This is a genomic window from Dokdonia sp. MED134 (genome assembly GCF_000152925.2).
Lineage (GTDB): Bacteria > Bacteroidota > Bacteroidia > Flavobacteriales > Flavobacteriaceae > Dokdonia.
In genome coordinates, this window is sequence record NZ_CP009301.1 from 972,699 (window position 1) to 990,966 (window position 18,268).

Annotated in this window: 15 protein-coding genes; 6 read left to right on the plus strand and 9 right to left on the minus strand. The window is 39.1% G+C overall.

The features are described from left to right. Positions 1–46: 46 nt before the first annotated feature. The gene (locus MED134_RS04260) at positions 47–1,435 is read right to left on the minus strand and encodes a tetratricopeptide repeat protein (RefSeq protein WP_038597085.1); all 1,389 of its coding nucleotides are present in this window, start codon (positions 1,433–1,435) and stop codon (positions 47–49) included. Positions 1,436–1,666: 231 nt separating this feature from the next. On the opposite strand from MED134_RS04260, the gene MED134_RS04265 reads away from it, so the two are divergent. Further along, positions 1,667–2,131 (plus strand): hypothetical protein, encoded by a 465-nt coding sequence (locus MED134_RS04265; protein ID WP_021778597.1) that lies wholly within the window; start codon positions 1,667–1,669, stop codon positions 2,129–2,131. Here the strand turns inward: MED134_RS04265 and MED134_RS04270 are convergent. Beyond that, positions 2,118–3,488 carry a hypothetical protein gene (locus MED134_RS04270; RefSeq protein WP_021778596.1) on the minus strand — a complete coding sequence of 457 codons (1,371 nt, stop codon included), beginning with the start codon at positions 3,486–3,488 and terminating at the stop codon, positions 2,118–2,120. The two genes, MED134_RS04265 and MED134_RS04270, sit on opposite strands and share 14 nt — an antisense overlap. Positions 3,489–3,616: 128 nt before the next feature. On the opposite strand from MED134_RS04270, the gene MED134_RS04275 reads away from it, so the two are divergent. Both MED134_RS04275 and MED134_RS04280 read left to right on the plus strand, forming a co-directional pair. After that, a complete protein-coding gene (locus MED134_RS04275) occupies positions 3,617–6,154 on the plus strand; it encodes a M14 family zinc carboxypeptidase (RefSeq protein WP_021778595.1) in 2,538 nt (845 codons plus the stop codon). A gap of 2 nt (positions 6,155–6,156) precedes the next feature. After that, on the plus strand, positions 6,157–7,725 hold the full coding sequence (locus MED134_RS04280) for an amidohydrolase family protein (protein ID WP_021778594.1): 1,569 nt from the start codon (positions 6,157–6,159) through the stop codon (positions 7,723–7,725). Positions 7,726–8,069: 344 nt separating this feature from the next. Here the strand turns inward: MED134_RS04280 and ettA are convergent, their stop codons facing one another. Continuing rightward, the gene (gene ettA / locus MED134_RS04285; RefSeq protein WP_021778593.1) at positions 8,070–9,761 is read right to left on the minus strand and encodes an energy-dependent translational throttle protein EttA; all 1,692 of its coding nucleotides are present in this window, start codon (positions 9,759–9,761) and stop codon (positions 8,070–8,072) included. A 98-nt stretch (positions 9,762–9,859) separates the two neighbouring features. Next, positions 9,860–11,158: an anthranilate synthase component I family protein gene (locus MED134_RS04290; RefSeq protein ID WP_038600898.1), complete on the minus strand. Its 1,299-nt coding sequence runs from the start codon at positions 11,156–11,158 to the stop codon at positions 9,860–9,862. Positions 11,159–11,286: 128 nt separating this feature from the next. Between MED134_RS04290 and MED134_RS04295 the strand changes: the two genes are divergently transcribed. Together MED134_RS04295 and MED134_RS04300 are read left to right on the plus strand one after the other, a co-directional pair. Next, positions 11,287–12,897 carry a class I SAM-dependent methyltransferase gene (locus MED134_RS04295; protein WP_021778591.1) on the plus strand — a complete coding sequence of 537 codons (1,611 nt, stop codon included), beginning with the start codon at positions 11,287–11,289 and terminating at the stop codon, positions 12,895–12,897. A 20-nt stretch (positions 12,898–12,917) separates the two neighbouring features. Continuing rightward, positions 12,918–13,139: a VF530 family DNA-binding protein gene (locus MED134_RS04300; RefSeq protein WP_021778590.1), complete on the plus strand. Its 222-nt coding sequence runs from the start codon at positions 12,918–12,920 to the stop codon at positions 13,137–13,139. Between the two features lie 60 nt (positions 13,140–13,199). Here the strand turns inward: MED134_RS04300 and MED134_RS14680 are convergent, their stop codons facing one another. The 5 genes from MED134_RS14680 to ruvX form a co-directional block, all read right to left on the minus strand. Then, the gene (locus MED134_RS14680) at positions 13,200–14,651 is read right to left on the minus strand and encodes a vWA domain-containing protein (protein ID WP_021778589.1); all 1,452 of its coding nucleotides are present in this window, start codon (positions 14,649–14,651) and stop codon (positions 13,200–13,202) included. Positions 14,652–14,782: 131 nt separating this feature from the next. Beyond that, on the minus strand, positions 14,783–15,559 hold the full coding sequence (mazG, locus tag MED134_RS04310) for a nucleoside triphosphate pyrophosphohydrolase (protein WP_021778588.1): 777 nt from the start codon (positions 15,557–15,559) through the stop codon (positions 14,783–14,785). 131 nt (positions 15,560–15,690) lie between these two features. Next, the gene (locus tag MED134_RS04315; RefSeq protein WP_021778587.1) at positions 15,691–16,104 is read right to left on the minus strand and encodes a DUF5606 domain-containing protein; all 414 of its coding nucleotides are present in this window, start codon (positions 16,102–16,104) and stop codon (positions 15,691–15,693) included. A gap of 73 nt (positions 16,105–16,177) precedes the next feature. Further along, positions 16,178–16,768, minus strand: coding sequence for a peptide deformylase (def, locus tag MED134_RS04320; protein WP_021778586.1), 591 nt, complete (start codon positions 16,766–16,768; stop codon positions 16,178–16,180). 2 nt (positions 16,769–16,770) lie between these two features. Next, positions 16,771–17,181, minus strand: coding sequence for a Holliday junction resolvase RuvX (gene ruvX, locus MED134_RS04325; RefSeq protein WP_038600903.1), 411 nt, complete (start codon positions 17,179–17,181; stop codon positions 16,771–16,773). 266 nt (positions 17,182–17,447) lie between these two features. Between ruvX and MED134_RS04330 the strand changes: the two genes are divergently transcribed. Further along, complete coding sequence (locus MED134_RS04330; RefSeq protein ID WP_021778584.1) at positions 17,448–18,263, plus strand: 2,3,4,5-tetrahydropyridine-2,6-dicarboxylate N-succinyltransferase; 816 nt, start codon at positions 17,448–17,450, stop codon at positions 18,261–18,263. Positions 18,264–18,268 lie beyond the last annotated feature (5 nt).

Sequence of the window (18,268 nt, forward strand, 5' to 3'; positions counted from 1 at the left end):
AGCTTTCACTTTATGCACCTATTTTTAAACAAAATTTTAGAATTTGCTAGTTTGAGTGTTTCTCAATTAACTCACGCACTTCCTTCTTTGCCGCCACATAAGGAAAAAGTTCATCTATAATTATAGAAAATTCGGCATCTAGTTTTAGACCATTTTTCAAAAAGTAGCGTCCTTGTATATCACTTCCTTGCATATAGTTAAGACCTGCCAGTCTAAAAGCTACCTCGGCATTTTCTGGATAAAACTCCATAGCCTGCGTTAAATTAATAACTGCAGCATTATGTTCACCTAGCTGTATAAGTATATCTGCTCTGTTTAACCAGGTATCAAGTTCATAATTACCCAGTTCTAGCGTACGGCGATACCCTTCTTCTGCCTCTTCATAAAACTTAAGCCTGTGATTAATTTTTGCATAACGTTTCCAGTAAAGTACGTTATCGCTATCTATATTAATCGCTTTGTTTATATAATATAATGCCTTTTGAAAGTTAAGACGTTTTTTATAGAAATCTGTAATGGCAATCCACCCATTATCTAGTAAAGGATCTTCGTGCACACAACGCTCAAAATGCTTTATAGCAAGTTCATCACTTCCTAACTTATCATAGCATTTACCCATACGAAGTAATGCAAAAGACGTGGGATCTTCAAGCTCTAGTGTAATCTGGTAATTTTCTAATGCCTCATTATAACGCCCTAATTTTTCTAGCACTTTACCTTTCTCAAGGTAAGCTCCTACAAAACGGTCATCACTTATGATGGCAAAATCATAGGCAGAAAGAGCTTTTTCATACTCCTTAAGTCCAAAATATTGTTTACCCACTTGATGCCACGCTACTTCACAATAAGGATTATTGTTTAAAAACATATTGAGGTAATCTATAGCCTCTGTGTGCTGCTCCAAAAAATCAAAACAATAAATTACATTATAAAGCGCACTATAATCTTGATCGTCTACCTCTAGACACTTCATAAAACTAAGCTTAGCATTCTGAAAATCTTCTATAAAAAGATATTCCATCCCTATGAGGTTATAAACATCTGCAGGATCATTAGTAAGATCTATAGCCTGCTCTAGTAAGTAAATCGCCTTTTTGTGATCATCCTGCTTGCTATAAATATTTGCCTTCTGGATAAAAACTTCTTCATTATGTGGTTCTAGCTCGTGTAGCTCTGTTAGTATTTGTTCGGCTTTTTCAAATTTATTTTCAAAGATGAAAAGCTCTGCTTTAAAAAGTCTAAGATTTGACGATGTGGGATGCTGCTCTAGACCAAGCTTAACAGCTTTTCGCGCAAGCGCAATTTTACCACTCTCGATATAGTAATTTGCAATATTCTCAAACTCCTCTGCGTCAAAAAAAAGAACATCATTCGTCTTTAACATAGACTCAAAACGAGTGAGCGATACACTATTTCCTTCTTGGCTAAAATCCATAGGCGACATTTTAAAAATTACTCTTACTATAAATGTAATAATAGTTAAGAGTGATGTTGAGCTTCTACTACTTAGTTGTCAACATAGTAATGAACAGCCAATAATCGCGCCAAACTGAATATATGACAATCACAACGTTAACCTTCTGATTATGAGGCAAAAATATAATCACAAAAAAAATCATCTGTAACATATTACATTAATTTGCATCATATCATTACAAGAAAAGTTATGAAAAACATCCTATATAAAGAGACACAATACTTTCGATCGCTCATTATTATAATAACTACTTTACTCGTGGGTGTATCTGCATTTTTTAGTAAAGAAGCATCTAGCGGAAGCTCTATTTACATAGCGACGTCCCTATTATTTATTGTAATAACTATATTGTTTTATAAGCTAGATATAATTATCACAGAAAGGAATGCGATTTTGAGTTTTGGAGTGGGTCTGGTAAAAAGAAAACTCCCTGTAAACCAATTAGACCTTGAGACCGCTCAAATAGTAAAGACAACATTGCTCTGGGGAATAGGCTATAGATTTACACCTCACGGCACACTGTTTAATACACGTGTGGGTGAGGCTCTTCACATTAAAACTAAAAATAAAAGCTCAGAGTTTTTTGTAGTAACAGACCGTACTGATGCCATAAAAGAAGCTATAAAAAAAGCTCAAAGCATTAGTAATACTTAGACTTACCTAGGTAATCTTTTATAATCTCATTCCACTCAGGGCCTATGCGTAAAGCTGTTGTGTAAGGGATGGCATATAGATTTTCATAATTTGTATATCCAGATTTTAATAATTCTTCTAGATAAAAAAGAGAAGCATTAATATCTCCCTCGCGAGCACTAAGTCCAATAACTTGTATAAAAGCATCTTGGTTAGACGGGTTTACCAGTGTGCGTAAAATATTTACAAAAAGTAATTTTTCTGGGGTGCTATTTTGTGCCTTTACAATCTCATATTGCTGCTCTACAGTGTTTTGTACAAATCCTTTGAGACGTATAGCCGCCTTACGCTCTTGTTTACTGCTTGCAGTACTATCTATTTTTACATCTAGCTCATCCATCTGGTAACTCCACCAGCCTAGGTTATCAAAAAATGCCTTTTGCGTGTCTTCTGCTAGGTAATACTTAAAATCTTCTGCCAGCAGACCTTCACCATACGTAATTACAGTACTCCTATCACGCTTAGCGCGAAAAGCTTTATTAAAACGTATCTCCTTTGCGAGTTCTTTCTGGCTGTCTATATCAAGGATCTTCTTGTACTTATCCTTAAGCGCTGTCACAAAGTTATACGCATAAACGTGCTTTTGCTTCTTGTACAATAAATCTGCAAAGGCCATATCTGTATCATAAAATTGCTGCACGCGCTCTTCTTTTAAGTCCTCGTCTATTAGAATATCTGTAAGCGCTGTCGCCAGGTAACCAGATTCTGGTAAGTCGCCTCCATCATACACGTGATAACCCTTTATAAATTTATCTAAGCTATACCCTGTACCATAAGCACGTAGCTTATAAAACTGCTTACCCTCATCTGGTGAGAGTATAGACACCTTAAGTTTTGGGTTTTTACTAAGAAGCTTCTTGTCTAAAAATGCATCTCCTACCGCAATAAGACCATAAGTACTATTAGACAACTGCGCGCTGGTACTCGTCACTAAACTTGCATCCCCAAAACCCGCAAGAATTATCTTGTCACGATCTATAGCATACTCATCATAAGAGCGGTTTATCAACTCCTCCATCTGTTTTAGTGCCGGCTTTATCGTGCTATCTAGCTCATAATTTGCTCCTATAACAATACTACTAGTGAGCGCGGCACCTATAGAAAACTGTTGTGTAATGAGATCTCCCCTTCCTTTCTCATCAAAAACAAACACTACAGGATATGTGCTCTGTGCATCATAATCTCTAGGTAGATATATCGCATATGTTTTATCAGAAGTAGGGTCTTGCTTCACCTTGGGGTGCACCATACCAGGCGTAATGGCAGATTGCCCAAAAGTGATAGATGTAATAAGGAGTAAAAAATAAAAATTGCGCATACAGTATAAAATGAATATTGCAGGTATCAAAAACCGTGCACAAAATAAAGGTAGCACATTCTAAACGTTCTTTTAAGATGATTGTACAATAATTATTTCCGTATTTTTAGTGGTACAAATCAATCCAAATGAAATATAAGATTCTATTACTGACTGTGGTTTTTTACGCTTTCGCGAAAGCGTTATCACCACAACTACACGCACAAGATTATTTTACAGGCAAGTATGCTCCTTTTGACTCCGCCATCCCATCACCTGCAGAGTTTCTGGGGTACGACATAGGCGAGCAACATACCCGTCACGACCAGATTGTAGCGTACTTGCAAGAACTAGCAGAGGTATCAAACCAGGCTACAATAGCACAATACGGCAAGTCACACGAAAGCCGAAAGCTTGTTATGCTCACCATATCTACTGCAGAAAACCTTGCAAACTTACCGGCCATTAAAAAACAGCATCTCGCCTTTGTAGACACAAAGCAAAATGTGACTAATTATAATGAAGTTCCCGTTTTTATACAACTAGGGTATAATGTGCACGGTAATGAACCATCAAGTTCTGAGGCGGCATTGCTTACCGCATACACACTAGTAGCATCACAGCATCCAGATATTGTAAACTACCGTAAAAACAGTGTTATCTTTTTAGACCCTACCATAAACCCAGATGGTCGCGATCGCCACACACAGTGGGCAAATAGTTATAAAGGCTCACCACTAGTCTCTGATAATATAGACGCAGAGCATACAGAGATGTGGCCACGCGGAAGGACAAATCACTACTGGTTTGACCTCAACAGAGACTGGTTACTCGCTATTAACCCAGAGAGCCGTGGTAAACTAGACTGGTATCACGACTGGTATCCTAACGTGGTTACAGATTTTCACGAGATGGGTACAAATAGTACACACTTCTTTGAGCCTATGCTGCCTATAGGAAGTAAAGACCCTATTATGCCTAAGGAAAATTATGAGGAGCTCAACAACCTTTTTGCGCCATACTTTTCTAGCGCGCTAGATGAGATAGGGAGTTTTTATTTTACAAAAGAAGCCTTTGACGGCACCTACCCAGGCTACGGATCTTCATATCCAGATTTACAAGGAGCGCTCGCCTTACTTTTTGAGCAAGCAAGTAGCCGTGGTCATTTACAAGACACAGATTTTGGTACCATTAGTTTTCCATTTACAATAAGAAACCAGTTTACATCTGGAATGGCTACCGTGAAGGCTGCTGTAGAGAATAAAGCTAGACTACGCGAGTATCAACAAGAGTTCTTTAAAAGCGCCTTTAAGAAGGGAAAAACAGATCAAGCAGCCGCATACGAGTTTGGTGATCCTTATGATGCAAATAGAACAAAGGCTTTTATAGATAAACTCTTAAAGCATCGTATTAAACTATATGATAAAGGTGATGGTCGTTATGTAGTACCTACTAACCAAGCTCAAAAAAGAATGGTACAATCATTTTTTGAAACTTATAGTAGCTACCGTGATAGTGTATACTATGATGCCAGCGCGTGGTCTGTAGGTAACTTTTACAATATGCGTTATAAAGGTTTAAACAGCACCCCGAGTTTAGGAAAAGAGATCACCACAACAGATAATTTAGTACGCGTAGCGCCACTTACAAAAACAAGCTATGCCTACCTTATAGATTATGATGATTATAATGCACCAGCACTACTTAATTACCTACAAAAAGAAGGACTCGTGCTTGCCACCGCTTTTAAACCATTTACAGCAAATACTACAAGTGGTATAAGGGATTTTAATTATGGTACACTTATGCTACCAGTAAGTCGTCAAGATGAGACCGAAGATGAAGTATATGACATACTAGCAGCTGCACAACAAAAATATCAAGTCCCTATTTATGCGGCAAATACTGGCTTTAGCATAAAAGGAATTGATTTAGGAAGCCGCAACTTTCAAAAAATAGACGCTCCTAAAGCACTTATGGTTATAGGTAACGGTACTAGCTCTTATGAGGCTGGAGAAGTATGGCACTTGCTTGACACACGTGTGCATATGCCTATCACAAAAGTGATGATGAGCAACTTTAACCGTGTAGATTTAAGTAAGTACAACACGCTAGTGATGGTGTCTGGTAACTACAACGCCATATCAGATAGACAGCAAAAAAACTTGAAAGCTTGGATTGCTCAAGGCAATACTCTTATTACTTCGGGAACTGCGAGTAGCTGGTCTATAAAATCAAAAATTGCTACGGGTAAACTCACAAAAGATAAGAAAGAAGACTCCACAAAGACCGAAGAGCGCAAACCTTATGTAAACAAAGGTCCTAACCGTGGTAAGGAGCGTCTAGGTGGAGCCATTTTTGAGGTAGATCTAGACTTAACACACCCACTCGCTTTTGGCTACAGATATAATACACTACCTGTTTATAAGAACAATAACGTGTGGTTACAACCTTCAAAAAGTGAGTATAATACCGTTGCACAATACACAGACACACCTCATATAGACGGATTTATATCTGATAAAAACTTAAATGACTTTATGAAAAAGAGTGCCTCACTGATCGTTTCTCCGCAAGGTAGAGGTCGTGTAGTCCTTTTTGCAGATAATCCTAACTTTAGAGGAAGCTGGTACGGTACCAATAAACTCTTTCTTAACGCAATCTTCTTCGGGAGTTTAATAAACTAGATATGTATAAATCTATTATCACATTTATATGCGGAGTGTTGTTTTTTTCCGCTTTCGCGAAAGCGCAATCACCCCTACAAGAAGGTCCTTTTAATCAGCTCATCATACGTGGCGTAACGCTCATAAATGGTAATGGAGCACCACCCATAAGCCCTGTAGATATCGTAGTAGAAGGAAATAAAATCACCGAAATTAAAGTAGTAGGATATCCAGGTGTAGCGATTAATGAGGCAAAACGGCCAAAACTACGTGCAGGCGGAAAAGAGCTAGATGCAAATGGAATGTACCTTTTACCAGGGTTTGTAGACTGTCACGTGCATATAGGCGGAGAAGCTCAAGGAGCAGATCCAGATTATGTTTTTAAATTATGGATGGCGCACGGCGTTACGACCGTACGTGAGGTTTCTGGAAGAGGAAGAGACTTTACCCTAGATCTCAAGAAAAAATCTGCACGCAATAGCATCATTGCTCCACGTATCATCTCGCATACAGGCTTTGGCCAAGGTAGTAAAGAGACTATAACTACTGCACAACAAGCAAGAGAGTGGGTTCAAAATAATAGCAAAAATGGTTCAGACGGAATTAAGTTTTTTGGCGCTCCACCAGAGGTTATGCAAGCAGCTCTTGAAGAAAACAAGAAACTCGGACTTACCTCATCTATGCACCACGCTCAAATGAGCGTCGCACGCTGGAATGTACTTAACAGCGCACGAGCTGGACTTACGTCTATGGAGCACTGGTACGGACTACCAGAAGCACTGTTTGAAAACACGACGGTACAAAACTATCCGCTTGACTATAATTATAATAATGAGCAACACCGTTTTGGCGAGGCAGGACGCCTATGGGCACAAGCGGCTAAGCCAGGGTCTGAAAGATGGAATGCAGTGATGGAAGAGCTTATCACGCTAGATTTCACACTAGATCCTACCTTTAATATTTATGAAGCCAGTAGGGATTTGATGAGAGCGAGAAGAGCCGAGTGGCACGAAGACTACACCCTTCCTTCCTTATGGAGATTTTATCAACCTAGTAAAATCTCACACGGTAGCTACTGGCACTTCTGGGGCACAGAAGAAGAAGTACACTGGAAAAACAACTACCGTATGTGGATGGCTTTTGTAAATGAATATAAAAACAGAGGTGGTCGTGTAACTGTAGGTACAGATTCTGGCTTTATTTTTCAGTTGTATGGATTTGCATACCCTAGAGAGTTAGAGCTACTTAGGGAAGCAGGTTTTCATCCTCTGGAAGTGATAAGAGCGGCAACCCTCAATGGCGCAGAATTGCTTAATATGGACGACCAAGTGGGCTCTGTAGAAGTAAATAAACTTGCAGACTTTGTCATTGTAGAAGAAAACCCATTACAAAATCTCAAAGTACTTTATGGAACAGGCGCTATAAAACTAACAGATGATAATGAAGTAGTGCGCGTAGGTGGAGTTAAGTACACCATAAAAGACGGGATAATCTATGATGCAAAAGAACTTTTGAGAGATGTAAAAAGCCAAGTAGATAAGGCAAAAAAGGAAGAAAACTTCACACTAAAACAACCGGGTGTTAATGATTGAATAATATATTTTGTGATTTCACATCAGATAAACTACATAATTTTATCGCTGTAAAGGAATTAATCGTAAAATGTAGTGTTCAAAAATTTTTAAATTACTTAGACGCAACCTTTTACATATTTTAGTATCTATAAAGTGAAACCATAAAACTATCAAGATGATACGCATTGAATTTAATAACAAACTGATCCTAATTAATAAGTCAATACTTATTGTATCTGTTATTATACTCGCCTTATGTGCTATGCTATTTTTCTTTATGTAGCGGTATTTTACAATTAACACTTAAAATAAAAACGCCCCATACAGTTATGTATGGGGCGTTTCTCATTGTATGTAATTACTTACCTTACTAACTTCTTGTATTTAATACGCTTAGGCATTAAATCACCACCTAATCTCTTTTTCTTATTAGCCTCATATTCTGAGAAGCTACCTTCAAAGAAATACACTTGACTATCTCCCTCAAAAGCAAGAATGTGAGTACATATACGATCTAAGAACCAGCGGTCGTGACTAATCACTACGGCACAGCCTGCAAAGTTCTCTAGTCCTTCTTCTAGGGCTCTTAGTGTGTTTACATCAAGGTCGTTTGTAGGCTCATCCAGTAATAGTACATTTCCTTCCTCTCTTAAAGTCATCGCAAGGTGTAAACGGTTGCGCTCACCACCAGATAGTGTTGCTACTTTCTTATTTTGCTCACTACCTGAGAAGTTAAATCTACTTAGGTATGCCCTAGAGTTTACTTCCTTACCTCCCATCATTACAAGCTCTTGCTCGTCTGAGAAGTTTTGCCAGATAGTTTTCTCGGGGTCTATATTGCTGTGACTCTGGTCTACATATGCGATTTGAGCAGTCTCTCCTACGTTAAAGGTTCCTTTATCTGGAGCCTCTTCACCCATAATCATTTTAAAGATAGTAGTCTTACCAGCTCCGTTAGGACCTATAATACCTACGATACCAGCCTGCGGCAGGTTAAAGTTAAGGTTTTCATAGAGTAACTTATCGCCAAAGGCTTTACTCACTCCAGATGCCTCAATAACATTAGTACCAAGACGTGGCCCATTAGGGATATAAATCTCAAGCTTCTCATCTACTTGCTTTTGATCTTGACTCATCATCTTGTCATAGTTCTGTAAACGAGCTTTTTGTTTAGTCTGGCGACCTTTTGCTCCTTGACGTACCCACTCTAGCTCTCGCTCTAATGTTTTTTGCCTTTTTGAAGCGGTCTTACTCTCTTGCGCCATACGCTTAGACTTCTGGTCTAGCCAAGAAGAGTAATTTCCTTTCCAAGGGATTCCCTCTCCTCTATCCAGCTCTAATATCCATCCTGCTACGTTATCAAGGAAGTAACGGTCGTGTGTTACGGCTATTACCGTTCCTTTATATTGTGCAAGGTGGTGCTCTAACCAGTGTACAGACTCTGCGTCAAGGTGGTTAGTAGGCTCATCTAGTAATAACACATCTGGCTCTTGTAATAATAATCTACATAAAGCCACACGACGCTTTTCTCCTCCAGAGAGTACACCCACTTTTTGATCTGCCGGTGGGGTGCGTAGTGCATCCATCGCGATCTCTAGTTTTGTATCTAGCTCCCAGGCACCGCGAGCATCTATCTCATCTTGTAAAACTGCCTGGCGTGCCATAAGCTTATCCATCTTATCTGCATCTGAGTATACTTCTTCTAGACCAAATGAATCATTGATTTTATTGTACTCATCAAGAATAGCAACCGTTTCGGCAGCTCCTTCTTTTACAATCTCAAGAACCGTTTTTTCTGGATCTAGCTTAGGCTCTTGCTCAAGATACCCTACAGAAAATTCTTTGTCTGAAGTTACATCTCCTTGAAAGTTTGTATCTAATCCTGCGATGATTTTCATCAAGGTAGATTTACCAGAACCGTTAAGACCTAAGATTCCTATTTTTGCTCCATAAAAAAAGCTTAGGTATATCTTTTTAAGTACAGGTGTCTGTGCTCCAGGAAACGTTTTTGAAACGCCCTGCATTGAAAAAATGATCTTTTTATCGTCGCTCATAATTTGGCTTTTGGCTCTAAGCTGTATGCTTTAAGCTAGTTGTTTTATTGTTAGTACGCTTTCGCGAAAGCGGAAGGCAAAAATACAAAATATCGCTACTATTCTCCCTCTAAAACGGCACGCATCGCCTTAGCCTTGAGTAAGCACTCTTCATACTCACTATTTGGGTCAGAACCAGCGGTGATGGCGCCGCCTACTGAGTATGAGATGTATTTATTCTCTGCATTGTAGAGTATACTGCGTATGATTACATTAAAATCAAAATCGCCTGCTGGGGTAAAATAGCCCACTGAGCCGCTGTATAAACCCCGCTTTGACTCTTCTAGGGACTCGATGATTTGCATTGCTCGCAATTTTGGCGCACCGGTCATACTTCCCATTGGGAAGGTGCTACGTATCACATCTACCGGTGAGATACCTACGGCTAGTTGTGAGGTAACGGTAGAGATCATTTGGTGTACTTGCTTAAAGGGGTATACCTCGCATAACTCCTCTACTACAACAGATCCTCTGCGAGCGGTGCGAGACAGGTCGTTGCGCACGAGATCTACAATCATTATGTTTTCTGAGCGCTCTTTTGGGTTTTGTTGTAACGCTTTCGCGAAAGCGTAATCCTCCTCCTTATTATCACTACGTCTAGCCGTTCCCTTTATGGGCTGGGTAACAATCTTCTCTCCTATTTTTTTAATATACCGCTCTGGCGTTGCCGACAGTAAGTACTGGTCTTCCATCCTTAAGTAGGTGGCAAACGGTGGGGTACTTATTGCATTGAGACGCTCATAGGTTTCTAGCGGTGCTATGGTACCTGTTGCATAAAACTCTTGACACATATTTGCCTCATAAATATCACCTCTGTGTATGTGGGCAAGCATCTCACGTACCTTTTCTTTATAAGCCTCTTTGTGAATCTTAAGTTTAATAGATAATGGGTCTGCAGGGATATATGGTTGATAGTTTACACCATTTATTATCTCCTTAAAGTCCTCTTCTATCTCATCATCTACCATACCTAGGTAGTGCATCTCGAGGGTGCCACCTTTGAGTAAAAAAACCTTTTTGGGCTGAAAGAAATATAAGTCTGCAAAGTCGAGACTGTCATCATTTTTTGACGTAAGTCGCTCATTATCATTCTTAAGATCATAACTGAGGTATCCAAAAATCCAATCTTTTGTTGTACTTTGATACTCCTCCAGTTGATCAAAAGCTCCTTGATAGTCGGTCTTTAAACTTGTAAAAGCATCTACTGCTAGTATGGCCTCGTACTCAGGATAATTTTGTCGCTCGTAACTATTACTATCAAGCCACACAATGTCTTCATACTGCTGTGCCCAAGAAAGTAGTTGTTTCTTAAAGGCATTGAGGTCCGTTATAGTTATGGTTTTAATAGTACGATTCACAGCGGTAAAAATACACAAGAATAAGACGGATATAAATTGATGTTAAAAACATTTTTATTTGAAAAAAAGTTATTAACCTAGTGGTCTGGTAGACTAATAAATATTTAAACACATAACACACTGATACTATGGTATCCAAAGCATTACAAGCCACCTATAGAGAGCGACTTTTTAGACACTTAGACGGTATCGTTACCGCTCCATCTGCGTTTTCGCTTCACAAAAAGGGCGTGACCACATATATATTAGACAAAAAAGAGGTCAAAATTGGTGATTTGACATCAACCTTTGATGCAAATGAGGGATACCTCAACGTGGCATTGCGACTACTAGCCTCACAAGGATGGCTCGTGCAGCACATAGATAACAGCACAAATACGGTTACTTATAGTATCAATGAGCATACAGCAAAAGCTTTTGCACTATTCCCGCTTTATGAAGAGGTGACAGCATTACAAAAGCTCTCTGAAAATTACCATTTTAGAAAATTTGAGGTAGCTCCTTTTAAAATGTTACAAGATATTTTTTCAAAATACCGTGATCATTATGGTATTACGCTATCTCAAGATCCAACAGAGCGAGCAATACAAGAACAAGTACTTGCTCATATAGAAGGAAGTATACTAGGTCCTACACTTGTACATCTGTCTATGAATGGGGCTTTTCATAAATACTTTATGCAGGCAAGCTTTAGGCCAGAAGAGTTTCACGCAGATGGAGAAAACTTTAAAAAACTATTAGACATACTCACTTATTTTGAACTGTTTACTCGCAAAGAACACACGTATCAATTTACAGACAAAGGACTGTTCTTTGCAAAGAGAGCCAGCGCATACGGCGTGACTGTTTCTTACATACCTACCTTGCGTAAGCTTGACGACCTGCTTTTTGGTAATGCGTTGGCGGCAAAATCACAAGGTGACGGTAGCCAAGAAGGACACGTAGACAGAGCTATGAATGTATGGGGAAGCGGTGGTGCGCACGCTACCTACTTTAAAGTGGTAGATACTATTATACTTGATATTTTCAACAAACCTCTAGACGAGCAACCCAAAGGAATATTAGATATGGGCTGCGGTAACGGTGCTTTTTTAATACACCTTTATAATCTTATTGAGCGTCACACACTACGTGGCAAGCATCTAGATGAACACCCACTTATACTAGTAGGAGCAGATTATAACCAGACAGCAATAGATATTACTAAGCAAAATCTCATCCAAGCCGAAATATGGGCAAAAGTGATGTGGGGAGATATAGGTGACCCAGACAGACTTGCTGCCGACTTACAGGAGGAGTATGACATCACGCTAGGAGATCTTCTTAATGTGCGTTCTTTCTTAGATCATAATCGTGTATGGAAAGCCCCAGCGCAATCTACAAAGAGTCCAAGCACATCTACTGGAGCCTTTGCATATGAGGGCGCTCGCATTTCAAATAACGATGCTGAAGCCTCACTTGCAGAACATTTTGGAAAATGGTCTCCATATACTGGAAAACACGGTTTATTACTCATAGAGTTACATAGTGTACCTCCAGCAATCGCGGCAGATTATATAGGAAAAACAGCCGTAACCGCCTATGATGCTACGCACGGCTACTCAGATCAATTTATAGTAGAAGTACCTGTTTTCCATAAAGTGTTAGATAGTATAGGTATGAAGAGAGATGAAAAATTAAGTAAAAAATTTCCAAATAATGATGCTGCAACAGTAACCGTAAACCTCTTTAGACACTAGATTGCATTATCTTTGCTATTATGGAAGAGAAGCAGCAACAACCTAATAACCCGTTACACGGGGTAAAACTTGTAGACATCTTAGAGTTTCTGGTAACGAATTATGGCTGGAAAGAAATGAGTCTACAGGTAGATATAAATTGTTTCAAAAAAGATCCTTCTATAAAATCTAGTCTCAAATTTTTGAGACGTACTCCTTGGGCTAGAGAAAAAGTAGAGCAATTATACCTGCAGTCTATATAAAAAAAACGCGTTATCAATAACTGAATAACGCGTTTACAAACAAACTAAAAAACAGTTCTTCTACAAGGCGCTCTCTACACCTGCGTACTTCTCAATGAGACGTACTATGAGGTCATTGAGCTTTTCTACTTTTACATCTTCTGTAGTAGGTTCCATATGGTCATTACCTATACCGCTATCATCTGTAAGGAAAACATACGTTCCATTTGTAGCAACGCTAAATGATCGCATCAAGAATTCTACTTCTTTATTTGCTCCACTAGCTACAACAGGTATTATTCTTATGCCCATCTCTTGCGCTTTTTTAATCTGTGATTTTATGAGTGCTACATTTTGCTCCGTGTAGTGTGGGGGTGCGTCTAGCATCAAGAATAGTAGCTTTGCCTTTGCATCCACATTCCAAGATTGAGAGAGGGATACTTTTAAAGCTTCCTCTACTGCCTCTTCATAATCTCCACCCCCATTTGCATCTTGCTGTGATAAAAAATCTTTTACCTCATTTACATTTTCTTTAAAATCTATCGATCTAGTTACATAGCTATCACCGTGATCTCTATACACTGTGAGCGCTACCCGTTTTTGTGCGATTTGTGCATCTATTCTATTCATAATATTTTTAAGCTCAGATTTGAGATAAGCTATCTCATCACCCATAGAGCCTGTAGCATCTACAGCAAATAGAACGTCTACTGTATTAGTCGCAGCAACACTTGACGCTATGGTAATCTCTACCGCGTGTTGCCCACCGCTTATAGATTTTCCCACTACAGTACCCTCACTATACACTTGTAATAAGAAGCGATCACTCAGGTTGTGTGCTCCTTTATAAAGTACTAGTGATCCATTAACATCTGTACGACCTTTCATAAGCTGCTTTTTATTTTTATAGAGAGCAACCATTGTATTTGCTACCGGAGTGTGATCTTTATTCTTGAGGGTAATGTCTATTTTATTTTTATGGATAAATCCCCAGCGGCCGGCAACTTTTTGTGCCTCCCCACTAGAGAAAATCTCATAATACTCAGACCACTTTTCTAAGTCATTAATCTCACCTGCCGTAAGCTGTCCATAAGCAGGATCATTATATCTAGAAGGATGACTAGAACCTTCTGTCACTGCAACGCCAGAAACTTTACCTCTTATAACGATACTAGCATCTGAGGTGGCATACCCTACAGCACGTTTCTCTCTCTTTACTCCAGAAGCTGTTACAATTACTTCTTCTAGCTCAGGACTGCCTAGCATCGCGACATTAATTACGGCAGCATCTCCTACAATGATTTCTTGAGTATCAAAACCTACAAATGAAAATACGAGCGTATCCAGCTTTGCCGCTCTGATCTCATAATTACCATCAAAATCTGAGACTGATTTACGATCCTTCCCCTTTACTAAGATATTTGCACCCGGAACTGGGTTACCCTCTGCAGTGATTGTTCCTGTGATGTTTACTTCTTGAGCATAAGAAACAAGACTAAGAAATATTAAGATAGATGTGATGATAGCTCTCATAATGTTTGGTTTTTAAGTATGAGGTAAAACTATCTTAGCTATACTCTAAACTAAACCTACAATGAGTGAACACATCTTTTGAGCTAGGCAAGTGCCCTAACGCCATCATAATCATCAAGATTATATCGCCTTTACAATTGCTTTGCCTCTTCCCAGAAGATATCCATCTCTTTAAGCGTCATATCTGAAAGGTCTTTATTAAGTTCTTTGGCCTTACCTTCTAGGTACTGAAAGCGTTTTATAAACTTCTTATTAGTGCGTTCAAGAGCGCTTTCTGGGTCTACTTTTAAGAAACGAGCATAGTTAATCATAGAGAACAGTACATCGCCAAATTCGGCTTCTATCTTCTCTTGATTATTTTCGTTTACTTCGTGTTGTAGTTCTTCTAGCTCTTCTTGTACTTTTTCAAAAACCTGCTGTGGCTCTTCCCAGTCAAAACCTACACCTGCTACTTTATCTTGTATGCGGCTTGCTTTTACAAGTGCCGGGAGGCTTCTAGGCACACCTTCTAGCACAGATTTTTTACCTTCTTTGAGTTTGAGTTTCTCCCAGTTAGTAGCTACTTCATCGGCATTTGCTACATCTACATCACCATATATATGTGGGTGACGAGAGATAAGCTTTTCTGAGATACTGTTTGCCACATCTGCTATATCAAAGTCTTGGGTCTCGCTTCCTATTTTTGCATAAAAGACAATGTGTAATAAAAGGTCTCCCAGTTCCTTTTTTACTTCTTCTAGGTCATTATCTAGTATGGCATCGCCTAGCTCATAAGTCTCCTCTATGGTGAGATGGCGCAGGCTCTCCATCGTTTGTTTTTTATCCCAAGGGCATCCTACTCTAAGCTCATCCATAATGGTGAGTAATCTATCTATGGCTTTGAGCTGTGCTTCTCTTGAGTACTTCATAATGGTTCTTTTTATAGTAGATATAATGAGGGTTTATGTTACGCTTTCGCGAAAGCGTACTAAAGTTTAAAACTAAAAAAGCCTTCACATATAGATTGTAAAGGCTGTTTAATATTATAAAAAGTTATGCACTATTCTTCTTCGTCTGAAGCTACTGGAGCTTCAAAGTTGAGCATCTCCTTTTGTTGTAAGATGTTGTACCACTGCACTACCTTCTTTATATCGCTGGCATACACGCGGTCTTCATCATAATCTGGTACTACGTTAAAGAAAAACTCTTCGAGTTCATCTTTTGACACCTTGTGGTGTATGGTAGGACCACCGTTTTCTTTTTCCTTTATAGCTTGAAAAACCTCTCTTAACGGCTTTTCTGCACTTAGTGTATAGATGGCTATCTCAGACAGAACACTCACATTGTGACGAATCCCTACGGTAATTCTCTTACCATCCACGAGTGACTCTGCTACAAAACCACTACGTGTTTGTTGCTTTAACTCATATATACCAGGCTTTCCTGCGATTGCGATTACTTTATCTAAACTCATATATTATTTTATTGGGTGGCAAAGATGCACTTTGCACCACATATTTACAAATTAGTTTTTTGGGTTTAACGTTTTAGCGTTTTTTTGACGCCGCAGGAAAACGCATACGGTAGTCTGCACTGCACTTCCCTTTTGAGATATTTGCTAGCTTTCCTTTTATTAAACGTTTTTTAAGACTCGATAGTTTATCTGTAAAAAGTATACCGTCTATGTGATCATACTCGTGCTGTATCACACGTGCTATAAGCCCCTCATAGGTCTCTGTATGCTCCTTAAAGTTTTCGTCTTGATACTTGATGGTTACCGTAGGTTTTCTAAAAACATCTTCGTTTATACCAGGTATACTCAAACATCCTTCAGAAAATGCCCACTCCTCTCCTTCTTCTTCTAGAATCTCTGCATTTATAAAGGTTTTCTTAAAGCTAGATAGTTGCTTTTGCTCCTCTGGTGTAAAGCTCTCATCATCTGCAAAGGGTGTTGTATCTACAAGAAAGATGCGTATAGGTAATCCCACTTGTGGTGCTGCAAGGCCTACACCGTGCGCTCCATACATTGTCTCATACATATTCTCAAGGAGCTCACTCAGGTTAGGGTACTCTGGAGTAATATCTTTTGCTTTTTTCTTAAGCACGGGACTCCCGTATGCTACTATAGGTAATATCATATCTATTTATTATACAGGTAATCCTGCAGTATAATGGTTGCACTTATTTGATCTACAAGTGCTTTATTTTGTCTCTTCTTTTTACCGATACCGCTATCTATCATTGTCTGGAAAGCCATCTTTGAGGTAAAACGTTCATCTTGCCTAATGATTTTAAGCTCGGGATGTTTTTTTTCTACGCTTTCGCGAAAGCGTACTATATGCTCCTCAACATCACTCGCCTCATTATTCATACGTTTAGGCTCTCCTATGACCATTGCCTCTACTTTTTCTTCGGCTAGGTAGGTGGCTAAAAATTTAAAAATATCTTTAGTCGGCACCGTGGTTAAGCCAGAAGCAATAAGTTGCAACTCATCTGTCACCGCGACTCCCGTGCGCTTTGTTCCATAATCTATTGCAATGATGCGTGCCATCTGTAAAATTTGGTGCAAAAATAAGTAAAAACAAGCAAGAATATAAGCGATATGCACACCGATACATAAACCCACACCCATAAGCAACAGTCTATTACTTACTATAGGCTTTGCTTATTGTAACATATATAACAAAAAAGCACTTCCTTGTGCAGCTTTTACAACAAAGAGTACCTTTATAAACTCAATTGATACTTTATCTTTGGGCCAAAGATTATAGCACCGTGAGCCACTATACTCACTTATAAAACTTAAAAGAATATACAATGACACAACTTCAGAATATTATTGAAGAAGCGTGGGACGACCGTACGCACCTTACTAACCCTGTAACTATAAACGCCATACGTGAGGTGGTAGATATGCTAGACCGCGGTACCCTGCGTGTTGCAGAGCCTACAGAAAATGGATGGCAAGTAAACGAGTGGGTAAAAAAAGCTGTAGTACTTTATTTCCCTATCCAAAAAATGGAAACTCTTGAAGCTGGTATATTTGAATATCACGACAAAATTCCTCTCAAGAGAGATTACGAAAACCGTGGTATACGTGTAGTACCTAACGCTGTCGCAAGACACGGAGCATTCATATCAAAAGGAGTTATCCTTATGCCTAGCTATGTAAATATAGGTGCCTATGTAGACGAGGGTACAATGGTAGACACCTGGGCAACAGTAGGTAGCTGTGCTCAAATAGGTAAAAATGTACACCTTAGTGGTGGTGTAGGTATAGGTGGTGTACTTGAGCCGTTACAAGCCTCTCCCGTAATTATAGAAGATGGTGCTTTTATAGGATCTAGATGTATCGTAGTAGAAGGTGTACACGTAGAGAAAGAAGCCGTACTAGGCGCAAACGTAGTACTTACTATGAGTACAAAAATTATAGACGTTACAGGTGACGAGCCAGTAGAGATGAAAGGTCGCGTACCAGCTCGCTCTGTAGTGATACCAGGAAGTTATACAAAAAAGTTTGCCGCCGGAGAGTACCAAGTACCTTGTGCACTTATTATAGGTAAACGTAAAGAAAGTACAAATAAGAAAACATCTCTTAATGACGCACTAAGAGAGTATGATGTAGCCGTATAAACGAT